We start from the raw sequence: 25,261 nt of genomic DNA, 5'->3' as shown, positions 1-25,261 counted from the left end.
CCGCCGGAACTCAGAACTCCAGGTTGTCGATCAGCCGGGTGGTACCCAGCCGTGCGGCGATCAGCGCCACCCGGCCGCCGCCGTCGAAGGTCGGCTCGGCCAGCTCCGGAGTGCGCAGCACCGCGTAGTCAACCTGGAAACCGGCCGCCTGCAATGCGGCAGTGGCCTCGGCCTCGATGCGATCACGTGCCTGCCCGGCCACGTAGCCTTCGCGCATGCCCAGCAGGGTCCGGTGGATGGTGGTCGCGACCGGACGCTGTTCGGCGCTCAGGTACTGGTTGCGCGAGCTCTTGGCCAGGCCATCCTCGTCGCGCACGATCTCCGCACCAACAATCTGGATCGGGAACGACAGCTCGGCCACCATCTGCCTGATCACGGCAAGCTGCTGGTAGTCCTTGCGACCGAACACGGCCACCTCCGGCTGCACCTGCAGGAACAGGCGCGCCACCACCGTGCAGACGCCATCGAAGTGCCCCGGGCGGCTGGCACCTTCCAGCACTTCACTCACGCCCGGCGCGTGCACGCGCGTGGTCTTGTCCACGCCCAGCGGGTACATCGCCTCGACGCTGGGCAGCCACACCGCATCGCAGCCAGCCTGCTCCAGCCCGGCAACGTCGGCCTCGGGCGTGCGCGGGTAGCGGCTGAAGTCCTCGTTCGGCCCGAACTGGGTCGGGTTGACGAAGATGCTCGCCACCACCTTGTCGGCATACTGGCGGGCCAGGGCCACCAGCGAATGGTGGCCCCCATGCAGGTTGCCCATGGTCGGCACCAGCGCCACGCGCAGGCCCTCGCGCTTCCACTGGGCGATCTGCCCGCGCAGCGCGCCGAGCTCGTTGAAGGTCTGGATCATTGGGCGTAGGCGTGCTGTTCGTCGGGGAAGCTGCCGTCGCGCACGGCGTCGGCAAACGCGCGGGTGGCACCGGCCACCGAGCCGCCTTCGGCAAGGAAATCCTTGACGAACTTGGGACGGCGATGGCCACTGTCCAGGCCGAGGAAATCGTGCAGCACCAGCACCTGGCCATCGCACTGCGGGCCAGCACCGATACCGATGGTCGGCACATCCACCGCAGCGGTCACTTCGGCGGCGACGGGGGTCGGCACGCATTCAAGCACCATGATGCTGGCGCCTGCGGCGGCCACGGCCCTGGCATCCTCCACCAGCTGGCGCGCAGCATCGCCGCGGCCCTGGATCTTGAAGCCGCCCAGGCGCAGCACCGATTGCGGGGTCAGGCCCAGGTGCGCGCAGACCGGAATCTCGCGCTCGACCAGGTAGCGGATGATGTCGACCTTGAAGCCGGCACCTTCGATCTTGACCATCTCGGCACCGGCCTGCAGCAGCTGCAGCGAGGCATCCAGCGCGCGTTCCGGGGTGGCATCGGCACCGAACGGCAGGTCGGCCACCAGCAGCGCACGCTGCAGCACGCGGGCCACGGCGCGGGTGTGGTAGACCATGTCGGCCACGGTCACCGGCAGGGTCGAATCATGACCCTGCACGACCATGCCCAGCGAATCGCCGATCAGGATCAGATCGACGCCGTTGGCATCGAAGGTGCGGGCGAAGCCGGCGTCGTAGGCGGTCAACATGACCAGCTTCTGGCCATTGCGCTTGGCCTCGGCCAGGGCGGGAACGGTCCAGGGCTTGCTGTCTGCGTGGGTGCTCATGTGCTGATAACCGGGGGAGATAACCCGGTCATTATCACCCTATCGGCGCAATCCCGCAGGCATCCACCCGCACCACTGCATCCCGCACGCTGCCATGACCGGGAATGGCCAGATCAGGCGCGATTTCGGCCAGTGGCACCAACACGAAGGCACGCTCGTGCAGGTAGGGATGAGGTACCTGCAGGCCGGGCAGGTCGATCACCTGCGTGCCGTAAAGAAGAAGGTCGAGGTCCAGCGCGCGCGGCCCCCAGTGCACCGCCGGATCGCGCACGCGGCCAAATCCCCGCTCCAGCGCCAGCATGGCCTGCAGCAACTCATCGGCCGCCAAGGTGGTTTCGACCGCAGCCACGGCATTGACGAACGGCGGCTGGTCTTCATTGCCCCAGGCCGGGGTTGCATAGAGCCGCGAGGCCTGTCGCAGGCGCGTTCCCGGCAGGCCGTCCAGCGCGGCAATCGCCGCGCCCACGGTCGCGGCCGCGTCGCCAAGGTTGGCGCCGAGGCCGATCCAGGCGAGGGTCATCGCTTACTCGCCCGCCGCAGCAGCACCGGGACGTCGACGGCGACGGCGGCGCTTGCGCGGTGCCCCGCTCTCGTCATCGCCGTCTTCACTGTGCATCGCATCCAGCGACGACTCCAGCTCGCGACCGGACTGCGCCTGTGCTTCGCGCCAGAACTCGACATCCACTGCATGCTCGGACGAAGCGACCTGGCGCAGGCTGAGGAAATCGAACGCGGCGCGGAAGCGCGGGTGGGTCAGGGTACGGAATACGCGCTTGCGCTGGCGCGAGCTGAAGCGCGACTGCAGCAGCCAGATCTCCTGCATCGGCAGCGAGAAGCGGCGCGGCAGCGCGATGGTGCTGAGCTGCTGCACGGTGACCCGGTCGGCGGCGCGGCGCTGCGCCTCTTCCGGTGCCACTCCCTGCTTGAGCAGGGTCGCCTGTGCGCGGCAGAACGCCGGCCACAGCAGCAATGCGAACAGGAACGCCGGCGAGACCGGCTCGTCGTTGGCCACGCGAGCATCGGTGTTGGCCAGGCCCTCGACCAGCATGCGGCGCAGCGCGCCGGTGCGGTTGGATTTCAGCGCCCTGGCGCTCTCCGGGAACAGCACGTCGAGCAGGCCGTAACGCTCAAGGCCTTCGAAGCTGGCCACGCCGTGCCCGGACAGGAACAGCTTGAGCACTTCCTCGAACAGGCGCGCCGGCGCGGCTTCGTTGAGCAGGCCGGCCAGGTGCGGGATGGGCGCGGCGGTACCCTCTTCGATCTGGAAGCCGAGCTTGGCCGCCAGGCGCACCGCACGCAGCATGCGCACCGGGTCTTCCCGATAACGCTGCTCGGGATCGCCGATCAGTTTCATCAGGCGCGCCTGGACGTCTTCGAAGCCGCCGGTGTAGTCGCGCACCGAGAAGTCCTCGATGGCGTAGTACAGGGCGTTGCAGGTGAAGTCTCGGCGGACCGCGTCGTCTTCGATGGTGCCGTACACGTTGTCGCGCACGAGCATGCCGTTTTCCATCTCGCGGTCGCCGCTGCCGTCATCGCTGTTGGCACGGAAGGTGGCGACTTCGATGATTTCGCGGCCGAACACAACGTGGGCGAGGCGGAACCGACGACCGATCAGGCGGCAGTTGCGGAACAGCTGCTTGACCTGTTCGGGCGTGGCATCGGTGGCCACGTCGAAATCCTTGGGTTGGCCATTGACCAGCAGGTCGCGCACCGCGCCGCCGACAAGGTAGGCGCCGAAGCCGGCATCGCGCAGGCGATAAAGCACGCGCAGGGCGTTCGGGCTGATGTCCTTGCGGGAGATCGTGTGCTGGTCGCGCGGGATGACGCGCAGGCTGAACGGTGATGTAGCAGGGGAAATGATGTTGGCGCTTCCGGTTGAAGTTTCGGGATTGCCCAATGGCATCGAGGTGCATATACTAGCGCTCCTGCCTCGGCAGCGACACAGTTACGCTCCCTTCGTCTAGTGGTTAGGACGTGGCCCTCTCAAGGCTAAAACAGGGGTTCGAGTCCCCTAGGGAGCGCCAGTCGCCGCAGCAGGAACCGAAAAAGCCCGCCTTGTGCGGGCTTTTCTGTTTTCCGGGGTTTGCAATGGCATCGATCGGCTTGGTCGCTTTGGCGCCTGCCTGCAATCGGCTTGAGCCGGTGGGGTCACCCAGGGCAGGACACGCCGTGAACCCATCCATGGGGGCTCGATGGCGCCATCCTTGGCGCCAACGGTCCTGCCCTGGGTGACCCCACCGACTCTGGACGGTTTCCCGCGAGCTGCGGCAACAACCGACCAGCACTTCGCCGCATCCGCACGCACCATGAAACTGTCAGGAGGGGGCGGGCCGCCCTCTCCAGGACCGTTGGCGCCATGGATGGCGCCATCGAGCACCATGGATGGGCTTTTGCGTGTCCTGGAGAGGGCGGCCTGCCCCCTCACACTCTGGACAGGCAGGCGCCAACGGAATGCAACCGAAGCCAGTCGCCGTCAGCCTTCCATCTGCTCCAGCTCCTTGCCCTTGGTCTCGCGCACGTAGCGGACCACGAAGAAGATCGAGAGGATCGCCGCGACGGCGTAGATGCCATAGGCGCCGGCCAGGCCGATGCCGGCCAGCAGCATCGGGAACGTCACGGTGATCGCGAAGTTCGAGGTCCATTGCGCCGCACCCGCCACCGCCAGCGCCGGGCCGCGGATCTGGTTGGGGAACATCTCGCCCAGCATCACCCACATCACCGGGCCCCAGGACATGTTGAAGAACACCACGTAGACGTTGGCTGCCACCAGCGCCAGCCGCCCCATGCCATCGGACAGCTGCAGGCGCCCATCGACGAGGCTGCCGCTGGCAAACGCCACCACCATCAGCACCAGCGCCACCGACATGCCGACCGAACCGATCCACAGCAGCGGCCTGCGCCCGATGCGGTCGATCAGCAGTACCGTCAGCAGGCAGGCACCGATGCTCAGCGCGCCGGACAACACGTTGATCAGCAGCGCGTCGCTTTCCGAGAAACCCACCGCCTGCCACAGCACCGCGCCGTAGTAGAACACCACGTTGATGCCGACCAGCTGCTGGAACATGGCCAGGCCGATACCCACCCAGAGGATCGGGCGCAGCTTGCCGGTGGCCTTGTTGCGCAGGTCGCCGAAGCGCGGCTTGTGCTGGTCCTGGGCCAGGCTCGCCTCGATCTCGGCCTGCTTGGCCGTGGCCGCGGCCTCGCCGTACAGCCGCGCCAGCACCGCCCTCGCCTGCCCCTGGCGCCCCTTCAAGACCAGGAAACGGGGGCTTTCCGGGATCACCAGCAACAACAGGAGGAACAGCCCCGAGGGCAGCACCTGCATCCAGAACATCCAGCGCCAGGCCTCATGGCCCAGCCACAGGGGCTCGGTCGAGGCGCCGGCGGCACGCGCCAGCAGGTAATTGCTGAGGAAGGCCGCAAACAAGCCGCAGATGATCGCCATCTGCTGCACCGTGGCCAGCCGGCCGCGGTAACGCGCCGAGGCGACTTCGGCGATGTAGGCCGGTGACATCACGCTGGCCGCGCCCACCGCGAAACCGCCCAGCACGCGGGCGGCGATGAACAGCCAGGACGCGTGGGCCGCGCCGGCACCGAGCGCCGAGACAAGGAACATCAGCGCTGACACGATCAGGACACCGCGGCGCCCCAGGCGATCACCCAGCCACCCGGCCAGGAAGGCGCCGATCGCGCAGCCCAGCAGCATCGAGGCGACTTCGAAACCGAGCGCCGCCTCACTGGAGTTGAAGGCCTGGCGGAGGCCATCGACCGTGCCATTGATGACACCACTGTCGAAACCGAACAGGAATCCACCAAGGGTGGCCACGCAGCTGATCAGGACGATGAATGCAGTGTTCTCACCGCCATGGGGCGCGGTGCTGGGCTGGGTTTGGGACATGGACGATCCTGCTGGGAAGGGAGTCCGGCCACGGTGGGCGACCGAGTGCCCCGCAGCGTCGCACAGCCCCCGCCGTGCCGCCAATGACTCCCACGGTCGCGCCTGCCAGACGCCCGTTCTCCGCCCCGCGCCGACACCGGGGGCCAACCTGTTCTAGAATTGGCAGGTTCAGGAATCGATCCACCCCCAAGCCCATGCCCTTTGTCGTCACCGAAAACTGCATCAAGTGCAAACACACCGATTGCGTGGAAGTGTGCCCCGTGGATTGCTTCCACGAAGGCCCGAACTTCCTGGTGATCGACCCGGATGAGTGCATCGACTGCACCCTTTGCGAGCCGGAGTGCCCGGTCAATGCGATCTTCCCGGAGGACGATGTTCCTGCCGGACAGGAAGGCTTCGTTGCCCTCAACGCCGAGCTGGCGAAGGAATGGCCGGTGCTGACCGTGCGCAAGGACCCGCCCGCCGACGCCGGCGAATGGGATGGCAAGCCGGACAAGCTGAAGCTGCTGGAGCGCTGAGAAGCGCCCACGGCGGTAACGAAAAGGGCGCCCATGGGCGCCCTTTTCTGTTCTTCGGCAGACCCCAACCGTGCGCTCCGGCAGGTGCCAACCGCGCAACCTGGTAGGTGCCAACCTTGGTTGGCACAAAAGCGCCGACCAAGGTCGGCCGCTACCAGAGCGGGTGCGGACCAAGGCCCGCAGCCATCCGACCAGCCCTTACTGGGCGAGCTTCGCCTTCAGCGCGGCGATCAGCTTCACCGGCGCTTCGGCGGTGGCCGGCAGGCCACGCGGGTCAACCGCGGAGATGTAGGCGCCGGCATCGACGGCCACTACGCGGACCAGGAAGTTGCTGCCCTCGTAGGCCACGTCGTACGAACCCAGCAACTGCGCGCGGCTGGCAATGGTCACGCCCTCCACGCCTTCCAGTGCGGTACCGACCTTGGCGAAGGCTTCATCCTTGCCACCGGCAATGGTGAAACCGGTGCTGCCGGCTGCTGGAGCCGCAGCAACCGGCGCCGCCGGCTTGGTGGCCGAGGCCAACGTCGGCACCTTGTTGTCGGTGGTGGCATTGGGCAGGTTCAGGTCCGGCGGCACTTCCAGCGGACGCATTTCCGGGGCCAGGGCGTAGTCGCCCTTGGCGCCGCGCTTGAAGCAGCCGGTGGTGCCGGCAGCGACCGCCACGGCAAGCAGGGCATAGGACAGCACGCGGACGGTGGAAACGGATTGACGCATGTGAATCTCCTGGGTCAGACCAAGACGGAAGGTCAGTGGCTGGAAAGGGCTTCGAGGGCGGCGATGTCGCCGGCAAGATGGTCGGCAGCCGGATGATGCGCTGCCGACAACGGCAGCAGTGGCAGGCGCAGGTCGTGACCGATGCCGATGCGGCGCAGCAGCGCCTTGACCGGGATCGGGTTCGGTTCGACGCCGCAGAAATCATGGAAGGGATGCAGGCGCGCATCCCACGACGCGGTGGCTTCGTGGTCGTGTGCGGCGGCCAGCTCGCACATCCGGCGGTAGGCACCGGGAAGCACGTTGGAACCCACTGAGATGAGGCCGTCGATACCGGCCTGGATCGAACGCGCGGCCGTACCGTCGTCACCGCTGAGCACGGCGAACTGTGGGCTGCGCAGGGCGAGCAGCGCCTGCACCCGGCCGGTGTCACCCACCGCCTCCTTGATGCCGACGATGTTGGGGTGGCTGGCCAGCTCGGCCACGGTCTCAGGCTGCATGTCGCAACCGGTACGGCCGGGCACGTTGTACAGCACGACCGGCAGCCCGCCCTGGTCGGCCACCGCACGGTAGTGCGCGATCAGACCGGCCTGGGTGGGGCGCACGTACGGCGGCGTGACCACCAGCGCGTGGCTGGCGCCGAGGGCGGCGGCACGACGGGTCTGTTCGATGGTCTTGGCAGTGCCCGAAAGGCCGGTACCGGCCAGGACCGGAATGCGGCCGCCGATGCGCTCGACCGCGCTGGCCAGCAGCAGGTCGTACTCGGCGTCGGTGAGCGTTGCCGCTTCGCCGGTAGAGCCGGCTACGACAACGCCATGGACGCCACCTTCCAGTTGCAGGTGCAGCAGGCGCTGCCAACCGTCGGGATCGAGGGCGCCGTCGGCCCGGAACGGGGTCGCCAGCGCGGTGATGAGGCCGGAAAGGGACAAGGACGTGCTGCTCTTGGCTGGGAAGGGAAAACGCCCGCCACGAAAGGCCGGGGGCGACTTGAATGTTACTTGCGGCGCGAAAGCACGGGCAAGTATGCTGGACACCGGTGGATCCCCGCCTCTGGCGGGCATTCAGACTAACGCATGCATTACCCGGAATCGCCTTGACCGACACCACCCCGCGCCCCGCGCCGAGCGAAAACCACCTCCTGATCAACGCCTATACGACGCATCCGGAGTCCCCCCTGCTGTCCGTCACCCGCCGCATCGCCGACAGCGGCTGCAATCTGGTGGATGCACGCCTGGCCACGGTCGGCCGCGATGTCTCGGTTACCGCCCTGGCCACCGGCTCCTGGGACTCGGTGGCCAAGCTCGAGGCGATGCTGACCCGGCTGGAGCGCGAGGAAGGCCTGAAGCTGGTCTGGTACCGCACCGCCGCCAAGCAGGCGCAGTCCAACCTGCTGCCGTACATTGTCGAAGTGATCGCCGCCGACAAGCCGGGCATCCTGTTCCAGCTGGCCGATTTCTTCGACCGCCAGGGCATCACCATCGAGAACCTGCAGAGCACGCGCTACCGCGCCATGCAGACCGGTGCGGAGATGTTCAGCGCACAGGTCACCATCGGCGTGCCGGCCAACATGCACATCGCCGCGCTGCGCGACGATTTCCTCGAGTTCTGCGACCACCTGAACCTGGACGCGATCATGGACCCGATGAAATTCTGATCGGAAGTGCGGATTCTTCGCGCGCCTCTCACGGGCGCGTGGCGTTTCATGCAATTGTCGTAGAAAGAACCCAGGCTCGACAGAAGGACCTCATGAACAACGGCGACACCCTGGACAGCACCACCCTCTCCCTGCCACTGGCACTGTCCGGCGGCGACCAGGCCACCCTCGGCGACTACGCAGGCCAATGGCTGGTGCTGTATTTCTATCCCAAGGACAGCACCCCGGGTTGCACCACCGAAGGCATCGACTTCAACGCGCTGCTGCCGGAGTTCAGGAAAGCCGGCGCCGTCGTGCTGGGCGTCTCGCGCGACTCGGTGAAGTCGCACGACAACTTCTGTGCCAGGCAGGGCTTCAATTTCCCGCTGGTCAGCGACGGCGACGAAGCGCTGTGCACCGCCTTCGACGTGATCAGGATGAAGAACATGTACGGCAAGCAGGTACGCGGCATCGAACGCAGCACTTTCCTGATTTCCCCCGACAGCCGCATCGTGCAGTCCTGGCGCAAGGTCAAGGTCGCCGGCCATGCCGATGCCGTTCTCGCCGAACTGAAGGCCTCCCAGTCCAAGTGAGTCCCACTGCCTACTGTGTCTGCCATCACCCTGCCCTGCAGCAGGCCGTGGTGGTTTTTCCCTGTCCGTAACCAGGAATCGACGATGACCCGAGGCAAGCGCATCTACGTGCTGGATACCAACGTGCTGATGCACGATCCCACCGCGCTGTTCAAATTCGAGGAGCACGACGTCTACCTGCCCATGCAGGTGATCGAAGAGCTGGACAACGGCAAGAAGGGCACCTCCGAGGCGAGCCGCAACGCCCGCCAGGTGAGCCGCTTCCTCAACGAGCTGGTGCAGGCCTCCGGGCTGGACAACCTGGCCGACGGCATTCCGCTGCAGCGGCCCAATGGCCTGCAGCTGCGCGGCAAGCAGAGCGCCGGCAAGCTGCGCTTCCAGACCAGTCATTTCGATGCTGGCAAGAGCTTCGGCAAGGTGATCCCGGACAACGCCATCCTCGGCGCGATCCTGGCCCTGAAGGAAGAAACCCCCGACCTGCCGGTGGTGTTCGTCTCCAAGGACATCAACCTGCGGATCAAGGCCGCCATCGCCGGTATCGTGTCCGAGGACTACGAGAACGACCGCGCGCTGGACGATTTCAGCCTGCTCTACACCGGCGCTACCGAGCTGCCGGAAGACTTCTGGAAACGCCACGGCGACGACCTGCGCAGCTGGAGCGACAAGGGCCGCTCGCATTACGAAATCCAGGCACAGGACGGCGAGGAGTGGTATCCGAACCAGTACGTCTACCTGCCAGGCGAGGATGAAGTCGAGCTGCGCGTCAGCCGCGTCGTCGGCGATGGCAAGGTGGTGCTGTCGCTGGTCGATGATTTCCGCCACGGCAGCCACGCCGTGTGGGGCATCAGCGCACGCAACCGCGAGCAGAACTTCGCCCTCAACGCACTGATGGACCCGGAGATCGACTTTGTCACGCTGCTGGGCACCGCCGGCACCGGCAAGACCCTGCTGGCACTGGCCGCCGGCCTGGCGCAGACGATGGACCAGCAGCGCTACCGCGAGATCATCATGACCCGCGCCACGGTCAGCGTGGGCGAGGACATCGGCTTCCTGCCCGGTACCGAGGAAGAGAAGATGACGCCGTGGATGGGCGCATTGACCGACAACCTGGAAGTGCTCACGCACAACCAGGAAGGCGGCACCTGGGGCCGCCAGGCCACCAACGACCTGCTGGCCAGCCGCATCAAGATCCGCTCGATGAACTTCATGCGCGGCCGCACCTTCCTGTCACGCTACCTGATCCTGGACGAGGCGCAGAACCTCACCCCCAAGCAGATGAAGACGCTGATCACCCGCGCTGGCCCCGGCACCAAGATCGTCTGCCTGGGCAACGTCGAGCAGATCGACACCCCGTACCTGACCGAGACCACTTCGGGCCTGACCTACGCGGTGGACCGCTTCAAGAACTGGCCGCATAGTGCGCACATCACCCTGCGCCGTGGCGAGCGTTCGCGCCTGGCCGATTACGCTTCGGAGGTGTTGTGAACCGCTGCACGCGCCTGTTGCTGCCCACGGCTGCGATCACCCTCGCCGCCGTGCTCGGTGCCTGTACGACCACGCGCGGCCCGGCCAGCGTGCCCACCGCCGAGCGCACCGGCCAGTCCTGGGTGGTCACCCGCCCGATCATCGCCGCGCAGGTGCTCGACACCTGCTCGCGCCCCAGCCCCGGCCGCGAGGCCGGGCGGGTGTCGGGTTACTGGGCGCCCAGCCGGCAGCAGGTCGACCAGCTGGAGGCGAAGCTGTCGTCGCTGGAAGCGCAGGTCCCGAAGGTGCTGGACTTCGACCGCCAGTACGTCGGCATCGAAAGCGCCGGCAAGCGGCTGATCTACATCAACGCCTTCCACCTGCCCGACGACAGCGGCGTCAATCCGGCCCGTGAAGCGATCCGCGTCTGCGATGGCGGCGCACAGTTCTGGGGCGCCGTGTTCGACCCGGCCAGCAACACCTTCAGCGAGCTGCAGTTCAACGGCGGCTTCGGCGGGCCCTGAGGGGCCTCGCCGATGGGAATACGCCTGCCCACCTGGGTCTGGATCGGCGCGGTCGCACTCTCGTGCGTGGCCGGCATGGTCAACGTGGTCGGCTTCCTCGGTTTCGAGCACCAGGCGGTCAGCCACATGACCGGCAGTACCAGCCAGCTCGGCATGGCACTGGCCCAGGGTGACTGGCGCGCGGTCGGCCACCTGTGGGGCCTGCTGATCGCGTTCTCGCTGGGCGCGATGCTCAGCGGCCTGCTGATCCAGGACAGCACGCTGCAGCTGGGCCGGCGCTACGGCGTGGCACTGGCGCTGGAATCGGCTCTTTTGCTGGTGGCCATTCCGCTGTTTGAAGAGCACCAGATCTGGGGTGCACTGGCCGCCGCCATGGCCTGCGGCCTGCAGAATGCAATGGCTACCACCTTCAGCGGCGCGGTGGTGCGCACCACCCATCTCAGCGGGATGTTCACCGATCTCGGCATCGGCCTGGGCCACCTGCTGCGCGGGCTGCCGTTGCAGGTGCGACGACTGACCCTCAGCGGCCTGATCATCAGTGGCTTCCTTGCCGGCGGCGTGATCGGCGCCTGGCTGTTCGCGCGCTGGCAGTACGACGCCCTGCTTGCTCCCGCCCTGCTCACCGGCCTGACCGGCCTGGGTTATGTGGTGTACCAGCAGTGGGCGCGCTGGCGGCATTGAGGGCCGCACTCTGGGGGTCAGATCCCTTTTCCTGCGGAAAAGGGATCTGACCCCGCCTGACGGATCAAAGGCATCCACGCATGGCGTGGATCTACCTTCCCCTGCCGGACCACGGCACAATCGCTGGATGAGCCCGACCACTCCCGTATCTGCCCTCACCATCGCCGGCTCCGACTCCGGCGGTGGCGCAGGCATCCAGGCCGACCTGAAGGCCTTTGCAGCACATCGCGTGCACGGACTCTCCGCGATCGCCGCACTGACCGCACAGAACACCCGTGGCGTCATCGCCGTGCACGTGCCGCCGATCGATTTCCTGCGTGCACAACTGGATGCCTGCTTCGATGACTTCGACATCCATGCGGTGAAGCTGGGCATGCTGGCCAACACCGAGGTGATCAATGCCGTCGCCGATGCGTTGGAGCGCCATCGCCCGCCACACGTAGTGCTGGACCCCGTGATGGTCGCCACCAGCGGCGCGCGCCTGCTGGAAGACAACGCTCTGCAGGCAATGCGTGAGCGGCTGATCCCGCTGGCCACGCTGATCACCCCGAACACGCCGGAAGCGGAGCTGCTGGCCGGATGGAAGATCGGGAACGGCGATGACGCCGAACAGGTAGCCTCCGCCCTGCTCGACCTGGGCGCCGGTGCGGTGCTGCTGAAAGGTGGCCACCTGCAGGAAGGCAACCGCGTGATCGACCGCTACTTCGACGGCGTGAGCAGCGAAGAATTCATCCACGCCCGCCTGCCGCTGGATGCGCACGGCACTGGCTGCACGCTGGCCTCGGCCATCGCCGCGCAGCTGTGCAACGGCCTGAGCCTGGCCAACGCCTGCGAAGCCGGCATCGACTACGTTGCGCGCGGCCTGCAGCAGGGCTATGCCCCCGGCCGCAGCGAGGTGCTGGTGCTCGACCACTTCGGCGCTGCACCGCACGCATGAACCTGACGCCGGCCCTCCTTCCAGTGCAGTGCAACGACGGGCATCGCTACGAAGTGATGGCCTGCATGCCCGCACAGGCCATCGCCCGCTTGTTGTGGCTGCCAGCGCTGGGTGTGGCCGCGCGCCACTACCTGCCGCTGGCACAGGCGCTGGCAGCGAAGGGCGTTGCGGTCTACCTGCATGAGTGGCGCGGCAACGGCAGCAGCTCACTACGCCCGTCGCGCGCGCACGACTGGGGCTATCGGGAGGTACTCGAGCAGGATCTGCCGGCCAGCCAAGCGGTCATGGCGGCCGCCGACGAGGAAGCAGGCCCCCTGCCCTGGATCATCGGTGGCCACAGCCTGGGCGGGCAGCTGGCCTGCGTGCATGCCGGCCGCAACCCTCTGCATTTCCACCACTTGTGGTTGGCGGCCAGCGGCTCACCGTTCTGGCGTGGATTCCCGCCACCGCGCGGCTGGCTGCTGCCACTGGTTTACCGTTTCCTGCCGTGGATCGCGCAGCGCCAGGGCGTGCTGCATGGCCGTCGTCTCGGCTTCGGTGGCACCGAAGCACGCGGACTGATCGCCGACTGGGCGCGCGTCGGCCTGAACAACCACTACGCCGCCGCCGGCATGGGTGAAGACCTCGACGCACAGATGGCGCGCGTGCACGGCAGCGCCCAGGCCGTGCTGATGGAACACGACTGGTTGGCCCCGACCGGGTCGATGCAGGCGTTGCTGGCAAAGCTGCCGAATGTGGACGCGAAGCTGCGCGTGCTGTCCGCGCAGGAACTGGGCACGCGCGCCGATCACTTCGCCTGGCTGAAGGCACCGGATGCCGTGGCGGACAGCTTTTTCATTCAGTTGGATGAAAATTTTCACAAAACTGTTGACGGTGTGCGCCGACATCCGCATAATTCCGCTCCTGTCGCAGGGCGCCCGTAGCTCAGTTGGATAGAGTACCTGGCTACGAACCAGGCGGTCGGGAGTTCGAATCTCTCCGGGCGCACCACTCGACAGGTTTTCAGCATCCGCCGCTGAAAATGCAGTAAAATTAGGCAGTAAGTTGATTGTGTACCGCGCGCCCGTAGCTCAGTTGGATAGAGTACCTGGCTACGAACCAGGCGGTCGGGAGTTCGAATCTCTCCGGGCGCACCATACACAGTCGACACAACAAGTTTATGTAATTGGCGCCCGTAGCTCAGTTGGATAGAGTACCTGGCTACGAACCAGGCGGTCGGGAGTTCGAATCTCTCCGGGCGCACCATTACACCGAAACAGCAGGCCTCGGCCTGCTGTTTTTTTATGCGTGTTTTTCGGCAGGGCTGCGCCCTGCACCTGCAGAAGCTTCAAGCCAAGGCAACGGCAACAGCAAAAGCTGGCATTCTGTGGGTTGGCGGGGCGGTGTCGGAGTGCGGGGACGCCGCAAGTACGTCCATGTAGGCTTGGCAGCCGCATCCATGCGGCTGACACCCCGCACTCCGACACCGCCCCACCCCTGACAGATTCTCGCGATCTGATGGATCGACGTCATGCGTGGATGAATCTTCATCGGAATCGAATATTTCGAATCGAGCTCGAAAAGCATCCACGCATGGCGTGGATCTACTGTGTCGACCAAGATCGACACCTACCAACAGCGGTCCATGCCGTTCCGACAGATCGCGGAAATCTGTCGAAGGCGGGGTGGGTCCGGTTGCGGGGGCGTGAGCCGCATGGATGCGGCGACCGAGCTTACATGGACGTACTTGCAGCGCCCCCCGCAACCGGACCCACCCCGCCATCCCTCAGCAAACCAGCTTCTGCTGTTGCTGTTGCTGTTGCTCTGGATCGTAGCGGGTGCAGGGCGCAGCCCTGCCGTACGCCTACCCCCTTGCCATTGCCTGCCACCACTGCGACAGCAGCTCCGGCCTGCGCAGGCGCTCGCGCCACCAGCGCAGTGCCGCGCCATCCTCGCCGGTGCGCCAGGCCAGCCAGAAGGTCTCTTCCGGCTTGTGTTCCTCCACCTCGCGGATCATCAGCTGGCCACGCGCCACCGCAGCACGCGCGCATGGCTCGGGCAGGAAGCCGAAGCCCACGCCTTCGCTCTGCAGCTTCAATTTGCTGGCCATGTCCGGCACCGTCAGCATCTCCTGCCCCATCAACAGGCCCACCGTGCGCGGCAGCAGCCTGCGCGCCGAATCGGAAACGGCGATCGCACAGTGCTCGGCCAGCTGTTCGCGACCGAGTACGCCGGGCACCGCGGCCAACGGATGATCAGGTGCCACCGCGAACACGAACTCCACCGTGCCCAGCGGCTCGACCACATAGCCGCCACCACTGGGCCCTTCGCCCGGCGCGCCGACCAACAGGTCCGCACGGCGGTCGAGCAGGGCCTCCCAGGTGCCGGACAGGGCCTCGCCGATCAACCGCAACCGGGTCGGTGCCTCGGCCTCACGGAATGCGGCGATATCCGGCCCAAGCAGCCAGGTCGGGAACACCGAATCCACCGCCAGGGTCAGTTCGGTCTCCCAACCCGACGCCACCCGGCGCACCCGCAGCTCCAGCTCGCGGGCCGCGCGCAGCAGATGCCGGCCTTCGTCCAGCAGCGCGCGCCCGGCCTCGGTCAGCTCTGCACGTGGGCCGACCCGGTCGAACAGCTGCACACCCAGATCCTCCTCCAGCTTGGCCACGGTATAGGAAATCGTCGAGGGCACCTTGTGCAGGGCCTTGCCGGCGCCGGCAAAGGAGCCACGGCGGTCGATGGCATCCAGGATCTGCAGGGCATCGAGGCTGAGCTTGAGCATTCGAATTTTTCGATGATGGCTTTCAAAACTATCCGTTTTTCAAACCCCGGACGCAAGCGGATACTTCTCTCCAACGGGAAAACACAGCGGTCACCGACCACCCCGCCCCATCGAAACCATCGAACAAGGAGATTCCATCATGCTGCAGATCCGCAAAAGCGCTACCCGTGGCCTGGCCGAGCATGGCTGGCTGTCCTCGCGCCATACCTTCTCCTTCGCCAACTACTACGACCCCCGTTACGTCAGCTTCGGCCCGCTGCGGGTGATCAACGAAGACAAGGTGATCGGCGGCCAGGGCTTCGGCACCCACGGCCACAGCAACATGGAGATCATCTCCTACGTGCTGGGCGGTGCGCTGGAACACAAGGACTCGATGGGCACCGGTTCGGTGCTGCGCTACGGCGACGTGCAGCGCATGAGCGCCGGCAGCGGCGTCACCCACAGCGAGTTCAACCATTCGGCCGACGAGACCGTGCATTTCCTGCAGATCTGGATCTTCCCGGATACCGAGAACATCACTCCGTCCTACGAGGAAACCCACTTCGCACCGGAGACCAAGCGCGGCCAGCTGCGCCTGATTGCCTCCCCCGACGGTGCCGACGGTTCGCTGCGCATCCATCAGGATGCCCGCATCTTCGCCACCATCCTCGATGGCGGCCAGAAGCTGCACCATGCGCTCGGCAACGGCCGTGGCGCCTATGTGCAGGTGGCACGTGGGCAGCTGCAGGTCAACGGCATCACCCTCGAAGCCGGTGACGCGCTGCAGGTCAGCGACGAAGCCCAGCTGACCCTGGAAAACGGCAACGATGCCGAAGTGCTGGTGTTCGATCTGCCGCTGTAAACACGCCCTGTCCTGAAGACGTGGCCCGGCGGTGCGGAAAGGCATCGCCGGGCCCGCGGCGCCTGATGGACGGCCCGCAATCGTATTCGGCCTTCGGTGACCCGAATGCCTCTTGCTCGATGCGACTGGAAACGCTTTCATGGCAGCGTTTATCCGGACCCGCCCTCGCATGACGCCTTCATCTCCGCGTGCCCAGCAGCACGCCACCCGTGCCGCCTTCTTCATTCCTGGATTCGCCACCGCCGCGTGGGCGCCGATGGTGCCTTACGCCAAGGCCAAGGCCGGGCTGTCCGACGCCAGCCTCGGCGCCGTGCTGCTGTGTCTTGGGCTGGGTTCGTTGCTGGCGATGCCACTGGCAGGTGCACTGACCGGGCGATTGGGTTGCCGCCGGGTGATGGTGATCACCTGCGCGATGATGCTGTGCGCCCTGCCCTTGCTGGTGCTGGCACCCTCGCCGGTGTCGCTGGGCGCGGCACTGTTTGTGTTCGGTGCCGGCGTCGGTGCACTGGATTGTGCGATGAACATGCAGGCGGTGGCGGTCGAGCGCGATGCCGGGCGCGCGATGATGTCCGGCTTCCACGCCTTCTACAGCATCGGTGGATTCGTCGGTGCTGGCTGCATGACCGGGCTGCTGATCCTCGGCACGCCGCTGTGGCTGGCCGCGCTGGTTTCGGTGGTGGCACTGCTGCTGATTGCGATGCTGTCGGCGCCGCATTGGCGTCCGCAACGGATCCTGCACGAAGGCCCCTTGCTGGCACTGCCGCATGGCGTGGTGCTGTTCATCGGCGTCCTGGCCTTCGTGGTGTTCCTCGCCGAGGGCTCGATGCTGGACTGGAGCGCCGTGTTCCTGGCCGAAGTGCGGCAGGTGCCGCGTGACCAGGCCGGGGCCGGCTTTGCGTTGTTCACCCTGGCGATGACGGCAATGCGCCTGTTCGGTGACGGCATCGTCGAGCACCTCGGCCGCACCCGCACCCTGGTCTTCGGCGGTATCACGGCCGCGGCAGGCTTCACCCTGGCCACGCTTGTGCCCTCGTTTCCGGTGGCGCTGGCCGGCTACGTGCTGGTCGGGCTGGGCTGCGCCAACATCGTGCCGGCGCTGTTCTCGATGGCAGGCCAGCAGCGGGTGATGCCGGAGAGCATCGCCATCACTGCCGTGACCACATTGGGTTACGCCGGCATCCTCGCTGGTCCGGCGGCGATCGGCGCAGTGGCACATGCCACCAGCCTCGGCTTTGCCTTCCTGTGCGTCGCCCTACTGCTGCTGGGCGTAGCCGCCTCCGCCCGCTCACTGGCACGGCGCGTGACCTGACAGAAAAAGGGGACGGAGGGGATTAAGTCGCATCTGCCCCGAGTGTGCTGCAAACGACTTAATCCCCTCCGTCCCCTTTTTTCAGCCGTGTGCCAGCCATTCGGCCTGGGCCGGCAGCTGTGGGGCTGGGCACGCGCTCTGCGGGTGGTGCTCGTCGCGCGCCATCCAGTCATCCACCACGCCGGCCAGCAGGTCCAGCCGCAGCGGCAGGGTGATGTGGTCCTCTCCACGCATTTCGATGTAGTGCGCGCGCGGGTTGGCCTGCGCAAGCTGCCGGCCCTGGCTGACCGGAATGTGCTGGTCACCCTGACCGTGCAGCAGCAGCACGCAGGCGCGGGTATCGGCCAGCGCACGCGCGACGTCGACACGGTCGAGATCGACATCGATACGGCGGCTGGCGGCGGCGATCACCTGGTTGATGTCCTGGCCCCCATAGCGCCAGCGTGCGTACGACGCCACCGCCTGCGCCTTCAGGCCCTCCGGCTGCAGTCCCATCAGGTGCGGGATCATCGTGCGGATCGCCGCACCGGCATTGGCGAACGATTCCATCGCCACCACGCCGGCCACCTGGTCACCCAGCTTGTCGGCGGTGAACACCGCCGTGGCCGCACCATAGGACACACCGAACAGGTACAGCGGGCCGGTCACTTCGCCGCGCGCGCGCAGCTCGCCGATGACATCGACGACGTCATCCGATTCATAGGTGCCATAGCCGGACGGACCTGCACCGGACTGGCCATGGTTGCGCAGATCGAGCGTGACCACGCGGTAGCCGGACTCGGCCAGCTGCAGCGACCATGGCAGCATCGAATCACCATTCATCATCCACCCATGCAGCAGCACCACGGTGCCGCGTGGCGCCTGCGCGCGGAACGGCTGTGGCACGGCCAGACTCAGGCCGGTATCAAGAGGCTGGCCGTTCTCATGACGCTGCGGAAGGTAGTGGTACCGCGCGCCGTAGTCGCCGGGGTCGAACACGCGCCAGAAGATCGGCACGCCATCGCGACCCGCTGCGAAGCCATGGCGGTTGGGCAGCCCGGCAATGGCCGCGGCGATGCGCGGGCGATCGAGCAGGGTCGACACGCCGCCTGGCGCGATCAGCCGGTCGGCAAGCGAGGTAGACGAGGCGTTGATCGAGGATGAGCATGCAGCCAGCCACAGGCCGGCGCACGCCAGCAGCAACAGCAGCAGGCGCTTCATGGGCAATCGGGAAAGGATGCGACAGCGTGGCAGGTTAACGACGCGGGCGTAGGCCATCTATCGCGCGTGGATGACGGCTTGATGACAATGCGGGATCGATTCAGGTTGTCACAATGGCGCGATCGACCTCGGCATTGATCCGGATCAATGAATACGCCGGCATGCTTGCCCACAGTGCCCCCATGCGCACCTCGTTCAAGCTCGCCATTGCCCTGGCCGCCACGCTGGCCGCCGCCTATGGCATCGCCCGCAGCACGCCCTACTGGTTCGCACCTCGGCAGGCCGCGCAGGTCGACATCCACGACCCGGCGCTGATCGCACAGGGGCAGTACCTGTCGCGCGCCGCCGACTGTGCGGCCTGCCACACCGCGCCGGGCGGCAAGCCGTTCGCCGGTGGCCTCGGCATGCAGACGCCGATGGGGACGATCTACTCGACCAACATCACCCCCGATCCGGAAACCGGCATCGGCGCCTACGACTACGCCGACTTTGAACGCGCGGTACGTCGCGGCATCCGTCACGATGGCCAGCCGTTGTATCCGGCAATGCCGTACGCCTCGTACGTGATTGCCCGCGACGCCGAGATCAAGGCGCTGTACGCCTATTTCATGGGCTCGGTGCAGCCGGTGAAGCAGGACAACGCCGACAGCACGATTCCATGGCCCGCCAACATGCGCTGGCCTCTGGCATGGTGGCAACTGCTGTTCGCACGCCCACGCAGCTTCAGCCCGGATCCGTCGCTGGACGCCGGCCAGCAGCGTGGTGCCGAACTGGTGGAAGGCCTGGCGCATTGCGGTGCCTGCCACACGCCACGCGGGCTGGCGTTCCAGGAAAAGGCGATGGCCGATGATGGCAGCCGCCAGTTCCTGTCCGGTTCGGTGCTGGAAGGCTGGTACGCGAAGAACCTGCGCAGCGAATCGACCGGTCTGGCCAGCTGGCGCGAGGGTGAGATCGTGGACTTCCTGCGCACCGGGCGCACTGATCGATCGGCGGCCTTCGGTGGCATGGCCGACGTGGTCGAGCACAGCACGCAGTACCTGTCCGACGCCGACCTGCTGGCCATGGCCCGCTACCTGAAACAGCTGCCGGCGCGTGAGGGCCGCAGTTCGCAGTGGTCCCCCGGTACCGACACCACCACCGCCGCACTGCGCAGCGGCGACTATCGTGTGGCCGGTTCGCTGGCCTATGCCGAGCACTGCCAGGCCTGCCACCGCGCCGACGGCCGCGGCATGGCCCGCGTCTATCCGGCGCTGGCGGGCAACTCGATCGTGTTCGCCGATGACCCCAGCTCGCTGGTGCAGGTGACCCTGATCGGCGGCCGCACACCACATACCCGGCACGACCGCATGGCCTTCAGCATGCCAGGCTTCGAGCAGCTGCCGAACGCGCAGCTGGCACAGATCCTGACCTTCATCCGCAGCAGCTGGGGCAATCAGGCCAGCGCAGTGAGCGAGGTCGACGTGGCGCGCATGCGTCGGGTGGTGCGCGACAAGCCGGTGCACTACGTTCCGCAGGAGGCCGCACAATGAAGCGTTCGCGCACGCGTCTGCGCCTGCTGATCGGCAGTGCGATCACCCTAATGGTGCTGACCGGCGCCGGTACCCTGGCCTACCGTCATCTGTACCCGGACCTGGATGCCGCCGTGGCCAGCACGATCGATATCCTCGATGCGCAGGGCAAAGTGGTCGGCCACTACCATGCGCCGAGTGCCGAGGAGATCGCCGGTCTCGGCAATGCCGAATCGGTGATGCTCGGCCGCCGCCTCCTCAACGAGACTGCACGGCTGCTGCCGGACAATGTCGGCAACGATCTGAACTGCAATTCGTGCCACATGGCCGAAGGCAAGCGGCCTTTCGGCAATCACTACTTCAACACAGGCGGCGGCGCCTATCCGCGTTACATGCCGCGCCCGGGCAAGGTGATCGGGCTGACCGAGCGCATCAACGGATGCCTGCAGCGTTCGATGAACGGCAAGCCTCTGCCGAAGGACTCGCCGCAGATGCGCGCGATGCTCGATTACATGGCGTGGTTGAGCAGTCCTGTGCCAGAGGGTGCAAAGGTGTCCGCCCCCAGTGAGGGGCCCATCGACAGCACGCTGGCCCCGGACCCGATCCGTGGCCAGGCACTGTACGCCGTGCAGTGCGCCGCGTGCCATGGCGACAACGGCGAAGGACGGCGCGACGCCAGCGGTGACATCGCCTTCCCGCCGCTGTGGGGCGACCACAGTTTCAACATCGGCGCCGGCATGGCGCGCCTGTACAAGGCCGCCGGCTTCGTCAAGCACAACATGCCGCCGGCGGTGACCCGCGAGCCCCCACTGGGGCAGCAGGTGATGCCCGACCAGGATGCGGTGGACATCGCCAGCTACTTCATCAACCAGCCGCGGCCGGACTTCGCCAACAAGAGCAAGGACTGGCCGCGCGACCCGAAACCCAAGGACGCGCGGTACTGAGCACCCCGTGGGTCAGCGCTTGACCAGCTCGACCCGCCGGTTGCGTGCCTTGCCTTCTTCGCTGCCGTTGTCAGTCACCGGCCTGTCGGCGCCGAATCCGGCCGCCTGCAGGCGGTCGGCGGCGATGCCCTTTGCGGTAAGCGCGGCCACCACCGAGGCCGCGCGATCCTCCGACAGGCTGCGGTTACGTGCTGCGGCACCACTGTTGTCGGTGTGGCCTTCGATCGACAGCTTCAACGCCGGATCAGCCCGCAGCAGCTCGAGCACCTGCGCCAGCTGCGGTTCGGAGGCCGGCAGGATCTGCGCCTTGTCCGTGGCGAAGTTGACCTGGATCGCCACGCGGCCGTCGCTGTCCAGCTTCTTCTTCAGCGCATCGGCCGGCAACAGCGCCGCGGTCTGGGTGAAGCCCGTGCGTTCGGCCACCACCCAGCCGGCACTGAGGTATTCCAGGCGGGCGTGTACCCAGACCTGGCGGCCGTCTGCCAGATCGACGCGGTAGACCACGGTGTCATGGTTGTCCCAGCTGTAGCTGGCCGCGTTGCCGTAGGACGACTGCACCTGCTTCGGCACGCTCTCGGCCGCCTCATGCGGGATGCGTCCCTCGAATACCCTGGTGCCGTTGGCCTGGGCCATCATCGCCTCAAGGTTGCGGCGCACTTCGTGCATCGAGTACTCGCGCTCACCCTTGTCGAAATCAGCCGCGAAGGTGCGGCCCTCAACCTGTTCGAACCGATCACCGGTCCAGAACGGGAAGGCATCGAAATCACGTTGCTCGGCCTTGTTGCGGTCACGATAACCGGCGGGCAAGGACAGATGCGGGAAGCTGTCCGACCACTGCGCGGTGGCCTTGAACGGCACTTCATCCACGACCACCAGGCCGGCGCCATTGCTGTCCACCGCCAGTTGCACCCACACGGTGCGGTCGGCCTGGCGCAGCACATAGACCGTGGTGGGCGCGTCCTGTTCACCGTTCACTGCGTCGATGAAGCCCCCACCAATCTCGCCTTCCAGCTGCGGGCCGTAGTAGATGTCGCGCAGCAGCTCGCCTTCGAACACCTTGCGGCCACCGGCAGCGGTGATCACGCCATCGAAGTTGCGCTGCACTTCCATTGCGGAGAATGTCTTGTCCGGAGCGTTGTTGCTGTCGGCCACGATGCGCGCCGACCAGCTCGGGCCTTCCACCCAATGCACCCCCTCGCCCATGCGGAACGGGAAGCGGGCCCATGCCCGCGGGTGTGGTGCGTTCTGCGGCGCATAGCCCTGCGGCAGGCTGAAGAACGGTAGTTCGCCCAGCGCGGCGTCGCTCAGCGGCACGCTGGCTGGGTCGAAGGGCACCAGCGGCACAGCCTTGCCCTCACGGTCGGTGAGCGCGGCGCCATCGGCGGCGGCTGTTGAACCGGCCGGGGCGGCGGCCGCTGCTGCGGTCTCATCCGCCGTGGCTGGCGCGGGCGGTGCCACCTCTCCATTCGAGGGCGCCCGGTTGCATCCTGCCAGCAACACCAGGGCTGCCCCGCCCAGCCAGATCTTCGATCGCTTCTGCATCGCCACCACCTCAGGTCCATTGAAGCGCCGAGCATACCCGAAGGCCGTGACCGCCCCCACAGTGCCATCGTTCCTGCGCTGCCACGTCATGCCGATGTCATTGGCGCTGCCGACACTCCGGGGTTTCCTCCCTCTGAAGGTCCGGTTTCGATGCGAACGATTGCGCGTTTTCCCCGTGTCTCGCTGCTGGCCCTGCTGATCGCCCCCGCACTGGACGCCCTGGCCGAAGCACCGCAGGGCGAGGCGGCCGAAGCGCGCAGCAGCGATGCCCGCACCCTCGATCAGGTGCAGGTGATCGGGCAGGCCACCAGCTACGCCAAGACATCGGTGCGCGCGGAAACGCTGAACCGGCAGACCGTGATGAGCAGCGTCAACGATGCACTCAACGAGGTGCCCGGCGTGGTGGTCAGCGAAGCCGATGCCACCGGCTCATCGGTGTGGGGCACGCAGATCAGCATGCGTGGCTTTGTCACCAACCGCGACACACAGCAGATCGGCACTACCATCGACGGCCTCCCCAACGGCGGTTCGGGTTACGGCGGCGGCTCGCTGGCCAACCGCTACATCGACACCCTCGACCTGGAAACGGTGGAAGTCAGCCAGGGCACTGCCGATATCTCCTCGCGCTCGAACGAGGCCCTGGGCGGCACGCTCAACTTCCTTACCAGCGACCCGCTGCAGGACAGCCGCCTGCGCTTCGTGGTCGGCGCCGGTGACAACGATGCGCGCAAGTACTACGTGCGCTACGACACCGGCCTGCTCGGCGGCCACACCCGCGCCTGGGTCAGTGCCTCGTCGGCGCGCGTGCATGACTGGATCGATGGCAGCGGCAAGACCAGCAACGACCACATCGCCGGCAAGTTCATCACCGAACTGGATCGCTGGACCCTGACCGGCTACCTGTCCTACAACGATGCCGACGAGCCGGAATACACCAGCGTCTCACCGAAGGGCTTCGCGACCAATCCGGATCGCGACAACCTGGTCGGTACCCTCACCGGCATTCCCTACCTGGACCAGAACTACCGTTCCGGCTCGCGTGCGTTGCGCGAGAACACCTTCGGCTACCTGCGCGCGGCCTTCGACGGTGGCAACGGCTTCAAGGCCTCGGTGGCCGCCTACGGGCACCGCATGCAAGGTCGTGGCGACTGGCTGCCTCCCTATCTGGCGCAGGTCAGCGATGACGGTGCGGGCCGCCCCGAGTCGGAGTACATCGGTGGAAAAACCGTGTACGGCGGCAGCAACCGTGGCCAGATCTTCTTCGTCAATCCCGACGGCAGCGCCGCGCAGCGCCTGGCCAACTGCACGCCGCGGCTGGGCTTCACCGCCGAATACGATCCGAACTGCTACGCCGGCAACGTGCTGGGCGCGCAGTCGTATCGCCACACGCACTACGACAACGACCGCATGGGCGTGACCGCCGACGTCGAGTGGCGGCAGACCTTCGGCACGGTCGACAACACGATCCGTGGCGGTCTGTGGGTGGAGAAGCTGGACCGTTCGGCGCGCCGCGACTGGCATCGCCTGCTCAACGTCGGCCAGGACATCGCCTTCGACCACCAGCCGTACTGGGTACAGTTCGAGGACAAGTACAAGGTTGACGAGCAGATGTACTACGTCGAGGACGTGGCGCGATTCGGGCCGTTCAGCGCACGCCTGGGCGTGAAGCAGTTCTTCGTCGACCAGTCGCGCCGCCGCGTGATCGGTGCCAGCGAACACGTCAAATCCGATTCCAGGTCCGACCCGCTGCTGTCCACCGGCTTGACCTGGGCACCGGGCGTGGAAGGCATGGAGCTGTTCGCCGGCTTCTCGCAGAACTTCGCCGCGATTCCTTCCGGCGTGCTCGGCGAGACCGACCCGCAGCGCTTCCGCAACGTCGAGCCGGAGACCGCCGACAACATTGAAGTGGGCATGCGCATCAGCCGCTGGCCGCTGACCGCCTCGGTGACCCTGTACAACATCAAGTTCGACAATCGCATCGTCTACCTGCCGGCAGGTTTCGTCAGCGGCATCGACTATCTCGGCGAGACCGACGGCGTCTACGAGAACTTCGGCGGCGTGGAGAGCAACGGGCTGGAAGCCGCGTTCGGCTACGGCTGGGACAACGGCTGGCGCCTCAACGCCGCCTATACCTACAACCGCTCCAAGTACCTCGGCAGCGGCGATGCCGCGCGCGATACCCAGCTGGGCATCGTCGATGGCGCCAAGGTGATCGGCCAGCCCGAACAGACCCTCGTCCTGTCGGCGGACTGGCAGGGTGAGAACTGGAACTTCGGCCTGTCCGGCCGTTACCTGGGCACGCGCTATCTCGACGCCGCCAACGTCAACAAGCTGCCGTCGGCGACCGTGCTCAACGCCAACATCGGCTTCGACCTGCAGGGCCTGTCGCCGCGCCTGAAGGGCATGGGCGCCAACCTGGTGGTGAGCAACCTCACCAATAAACGGTATCTTGCAGGGGTGGACGGGCGCGACAACGCCTTCATCGGCGCTCCGCGCACCGTCGGCATCTCTTTCCGCGTAGACCTGTGAGTG

General features: G+C 66.6%; 23 protein-coding genes and 4 tRNA genes. 17 read left to right on the top strand and 10 right to left on the bottom strand.

What is annotated here, in order from left to right; genetic code table 11:
• Positions 1-10: 10 nt before the first annotated feature.
• From panC to pcnB, 4 genes are read right to left on the bottom strand one after another with little or no spacing between them, the layout of a single operon-like run.
• A complete protein-coding gene (panC, locus tag AC5P74_RS08540) occupies positions 11-850 on the bottom strand; it encodes a pantoate--beta-alanine ligase (protein WP_171958211.1) in 840 nt (279 codons plus the stop codon).
• Positions 847-1,662 carry a 3-methyl-2-oxobutanoate hydroxymethyltransferase gene (panB, locus tag AC5P74_RS08535; RefSeq protein ID WP_014646749.1) on the bottom strand — a complete coding sequence of 272 codons (816 nt, stop codon included), beginning with the start codon at positions 1,660-1,662 and terminating at the stop codon, positions 847-849. The genes panC and panB overlap by 4 nt, the downstream gene beginning before the upstream one ends.
• A gap of 34 nt (positions 1,663-1,696) precedes the next feature.
• Complete coding sequence (gene folK, locus AC5P74_RS08530; protein ID WP_005416118.1) at positions 1,697-2,182, bottom strand: 2-amino-4-hydroxy-6-hydroxymethyldihydropteridine diphosphokinase; 486 nt, start codon at positions 2,180-2,182, stop codon at positions 1,697-1,699.
• Between the two features lie 3 nt (positions 2,183-2,185).
• Positions 2,186-3,559 (bottom strand): polynucleotide adenylyltransferase PcnB, encoded by a 1,374-nt coding sequence (pcnB, locus tag AC5P74_RS08525; RefSeq protein WP_095377484.1) that lies wholly within the window; start codon positions 3,557-3,559, stop codon positions 2,186-2,188.
• Positions 3,560-3,611: 52 nt separating this feature from the next.
• Here pcnB and AC5P74_RS08520 point away from each other — a divergent pair.
• A tRNA-Glu gene (locus AC5P74_RS08520) sits at positions 3,612-3,686 on the top strand.
• A 449-nt stretch (positions 3,687-4,135) separates the two neighbouring features.
• Here the strand turns inward: AC5P74_RS08520 and AC5P74_RS08515 are convergent.
• Positions 4,136-5,560, bottom strand: coding sequence for a sugar porter family MFS transporter (locus AC5P74_RS08515; RefSeq protein WP_171958209.1), 1,425 nt, complete (start codon positions 5,558-5,560; stop codon positions 4,136-4,138).
• Between the two features lie 194 nt (positions 5,561-5,754).
• Between AC5P74_RS08515 and fdxA the strand changes: the two genes are divergently transcribed.
• Complete coding sequence (gene fdxA / locus AC5P74_RS08510) at positions 5,755-6,078, top strand: ferredoxin FdxA (protein ID WP_005409054.1); 324 nt, start codon at positions 5,755-5,757, stop codon at positions 6,076-6,078.
• Positions 6,079-6,276: 198 nt separating this feature from the next.
• On the opposite strand, the gene AC5P74_RS08505 is transcribed toward fdxA, so the two are convergent.
• Both AC5P74_RS08505 and dapA read right to left on the bottom strand, forming a co-directional pair.
• Positions 6,277-6,792, bottom strand: coding sequence for a hypothetical protein (locus AC5P74_RS08505; protein WP_005416115.1), 516 nt, complete (start codon positions 6,790-6,792; stop codon positions 6,277-6,279).
• A gap of 32 nt (positions 6,793-6,824) precedes the next feature.
• Positions 6,825-7,718 (bottom strand): 4-hydroxy-tetrahydrodipicolinate synthase, encoded by an 894-nt coding sequence (gene dapA, locus AC5P74_RS08500; protein ID WP_005416114.1) that lies wholly within the window; start codon positions 7,716-7,718, stop codon positions 6,825-6,827.
• Positions 7,719-7,882: 164 nt separating this feature from the next.
• On the opposite strand from dapA, the gene AC5P74_RS08495 reads away from it, so the two are divergent.
• From AC5P74_RS08495 to AC5P74_RS08450, 10 genes are all read left to right on the top strand, one after another.
• A complete protein-coding gene (locus tag AC5P74_RS08495) occupies positions 7,883-8,443 on the top strand; it encodes a glycine cleavage system transcriptional repressor (protein WP_005409051.1) in 561 nt (186 codons plus the stop codon).
• Positions 8,444-8,535: 92 nt separating this feature from the next.
• Positions 8,536-9,015 (top strand): peroxiredoxin, encoded by a 480-nt coding sequence (locus tag AC5P74_RS08490; RefSeq protein ID WP_206619786.1) that lies wholly within the window; start codon positions 8,536-8,538, stop codon positions 9,013-9,015.
• An 84-nt stretch (positions 9,016-9,099) separates the two neighbouring features.
• Positions 9,100-10,500, top strand: a complete 1,401-nt coding sequence (locus AC5P74_RS08485; RefSeq protein WP_005416112.1) for a PhoH family protein — start codon at positions 9,100-9,102, stop codon at positions 10,498-10,500.
• The gene (locus AC5P74_RS08480; RefSeq protein ID WP_005416111.1) at positions 10,497-11,003 is read left to right on the top strand and encodes a hypothetical protein; all 507 of its coding nucleotides are present in this window, start codon (positions 10,497-10,499) and stop codon (positions 11,001-11,003) included. Before AC5P74_RS08485 ends, AC5P74_RS08480 begins: the two co-directional genes overlap by 4 nt.
• 12 nt (positions 11,004-11,015) lie before the next feature.
• Positions 11,016-11,684, top strand: coding sequence for a YoaK family protein (locus AC5P74_RS08475; protein WP_053500054.1), 669 nt, complete (start codon positions 11,016-11,018; stop codon positions 11,682-11,684).
• Positions 11,685-11,811: 127 nt separating this feature from the next.
• Complete coding sequence (gene thiD, locus AC5P74_RS08470) at positions 11,812-12,621, top strand: bifunctional hydroxymethylpyrimidine kinase/phosphomethylpyrimidine kinase (RefSeq protein ID WP_053500055.1); 810 nt, start codon at positions 11,812-11,814, stop codon at positions 12,619-12,621.
• Positions 12,618-13,544, top strand: coding sequence for an alpha/beta hydrolase family protein (locus tag AC5P74_RS08465; protein WP_053500057.1), 927 nt, complete (start codon positions 12,618-12,620; stop codon positions 13,542-13,544). The genes thiD and AC5P74_RS08465 overlap by 4 nt, the downstream gene beginning before the upstream one ends.
• Positions 13,535-13,611, top strand: a tRNA-Arg gene (locus AC5P74_RS08460). Before AC5P74_RS08465 ends, AC5P74_RS08460 begins: the two co-directional genes overlap by 10 nt.
• Before the next feature lie 69 nt (positions 13,612-13,680).
• Positions 13,681-13,757 (top strand) — tRNA-Arg (locus AC5P74_RS08455).
• A gap of 32 nt (positions 13,758-13,789) precedes the next feature.
• Positions 13,790-13,866: transfer RNA gene (locus AC5P74_RS08450), tRNA-Arg, on the top strand.
• A gap of 598 nt (positions 13,867-14,464) precedes the next feature.
• On the opposite strand, the gene AC5P74_RS08445 is transcribed toward AC5P74_RS08450, so the two are convergent.
• Complete coding sequence (locus AC5P74_RS08445; RefSeq protein ID WP_346607980.1) at positions 14,465-15,385, bottom strand: LysR family transcriptional regulator; 921 nt, start codon at positions 15,383-15,385, stop codon at positions 14,465-14,467.
• A gap of 139 nt (positions 15,386-15,524) precedes the next feature.
• Between AC5P74_RS08445 and AC5P74_RS08440 the strand changes: the two genes are divergently transcribed.
• Positions 15,525-16,226 carry a pirin family protein gene (locus AC5P74_RS08440; protein ID WP_005409043.1) on the top strand — a complete coding sequence of 234 codons (702 nt, stop codon included), beginning with the start codon at positions 15,525-15,527 and terminating at the stop codon, positions 16,224-16,226.
• 169 nt (positions 16,227-16,395) lie between these two features.
• On the top strand, positions 16,396-17,535 hold the full coding sequence (locus AC5P74_RS08435) for an MFS transporter (RefSeq protein WP_253137469.1): 1,140 nt from the start codon (positions 16,396-16,398) through the stop codon (positions 17,533-17,535).
• Between the two features lie 81 nt (positions 17,536-17,616).
• Here the strand turns inward: AC5P74_RS08435 and AC5P74_RS08430 are convergent, their stop codons facing one another.
• Positions 17,617-18,735, bottom strand: coding sequence for an alpha/beta fold hydrolase (locus AC5P74_RS08430; RefSeq protein WP_329841793.1), 1,119 nt, complete (start codon positions 18,733-18,735; stop codon positions 17,617-17,619).
• Positions 18,736-18,917: 182 nt separating this feature from the next.
• Here AC5P74_RS08430 and AC5P74_RS08425 point away from each other — a divergent pair, with 182 nt between their 5' ends.
• Both AC5P74_RS08425 and AC5P74_RS08420 read left to right on the top strand, forming a co-directional pair.
• Entirely contained in the window at positions 18,918-20,264 is a 1,347-nt protein-coding gene (locus tag AC5P74_RS08425; RefSeq protein WP_134955202.1) for a c-type cytochrome, read from the top strand.
• Positions 20,261-21,187: a c-type cytochrome gene (locus tag AC5P74_RS08420; protein ID WP_171958205.1), complete on the top strand. Its 927-nt coding sequence runs from the start codon at positions 20,261-20,263 to the stop codon at positions 21,185-21,187. The genes AC5P74_RS08425 and AC5P74_RS08420 overlap by 4 nt, the downstream gene beginning before the upstream one ends.
• A 12-nt stretch (positions 21,188-21,199) precedes the next feature.
• Here the strand turns inward: AC5P74_RS08420 and AC5P74_RS08415 are convergent, their stop codons facing one another.
• Entirely contained in the window at positions 21,200-22,729 is a 1,530-nt protein-coding gene (locus AC5P74_RS08415; RefSeq protein WP_253137456.1) for an OmpA family protein, read from the bottom strand.
• A gap of 150 nt (positions 22,730-22,879) precedes the next feature.
• Between AC5P74_RS08415 and AC5P74_RS08410 the strand changes: the two genes are divergently transcribed.
• Positions 22,880-25,258: a TonB-dependent receptor domain-containing protein gene (locus AC5P74_RS08410; RefSeq protein WP_188248749.1), complete on the top strand. Its 2,379-nt coding sequence runs from the start codon at positions 22,880-22,882 to the stop codon at positions 25,256-25,258.
• The last annotated feature ends 3 nt before the right edge of the window (positions 25,259-25,261 follow it).

Source organism: Stenotrophomonas sp. YJH_SMC_94-11, assembly GCF_059370435.1.
Note: the sequence above shows the minus strand (reverse complement) of the source record. Positions and strands in the feature narration are given on the sequence as shown.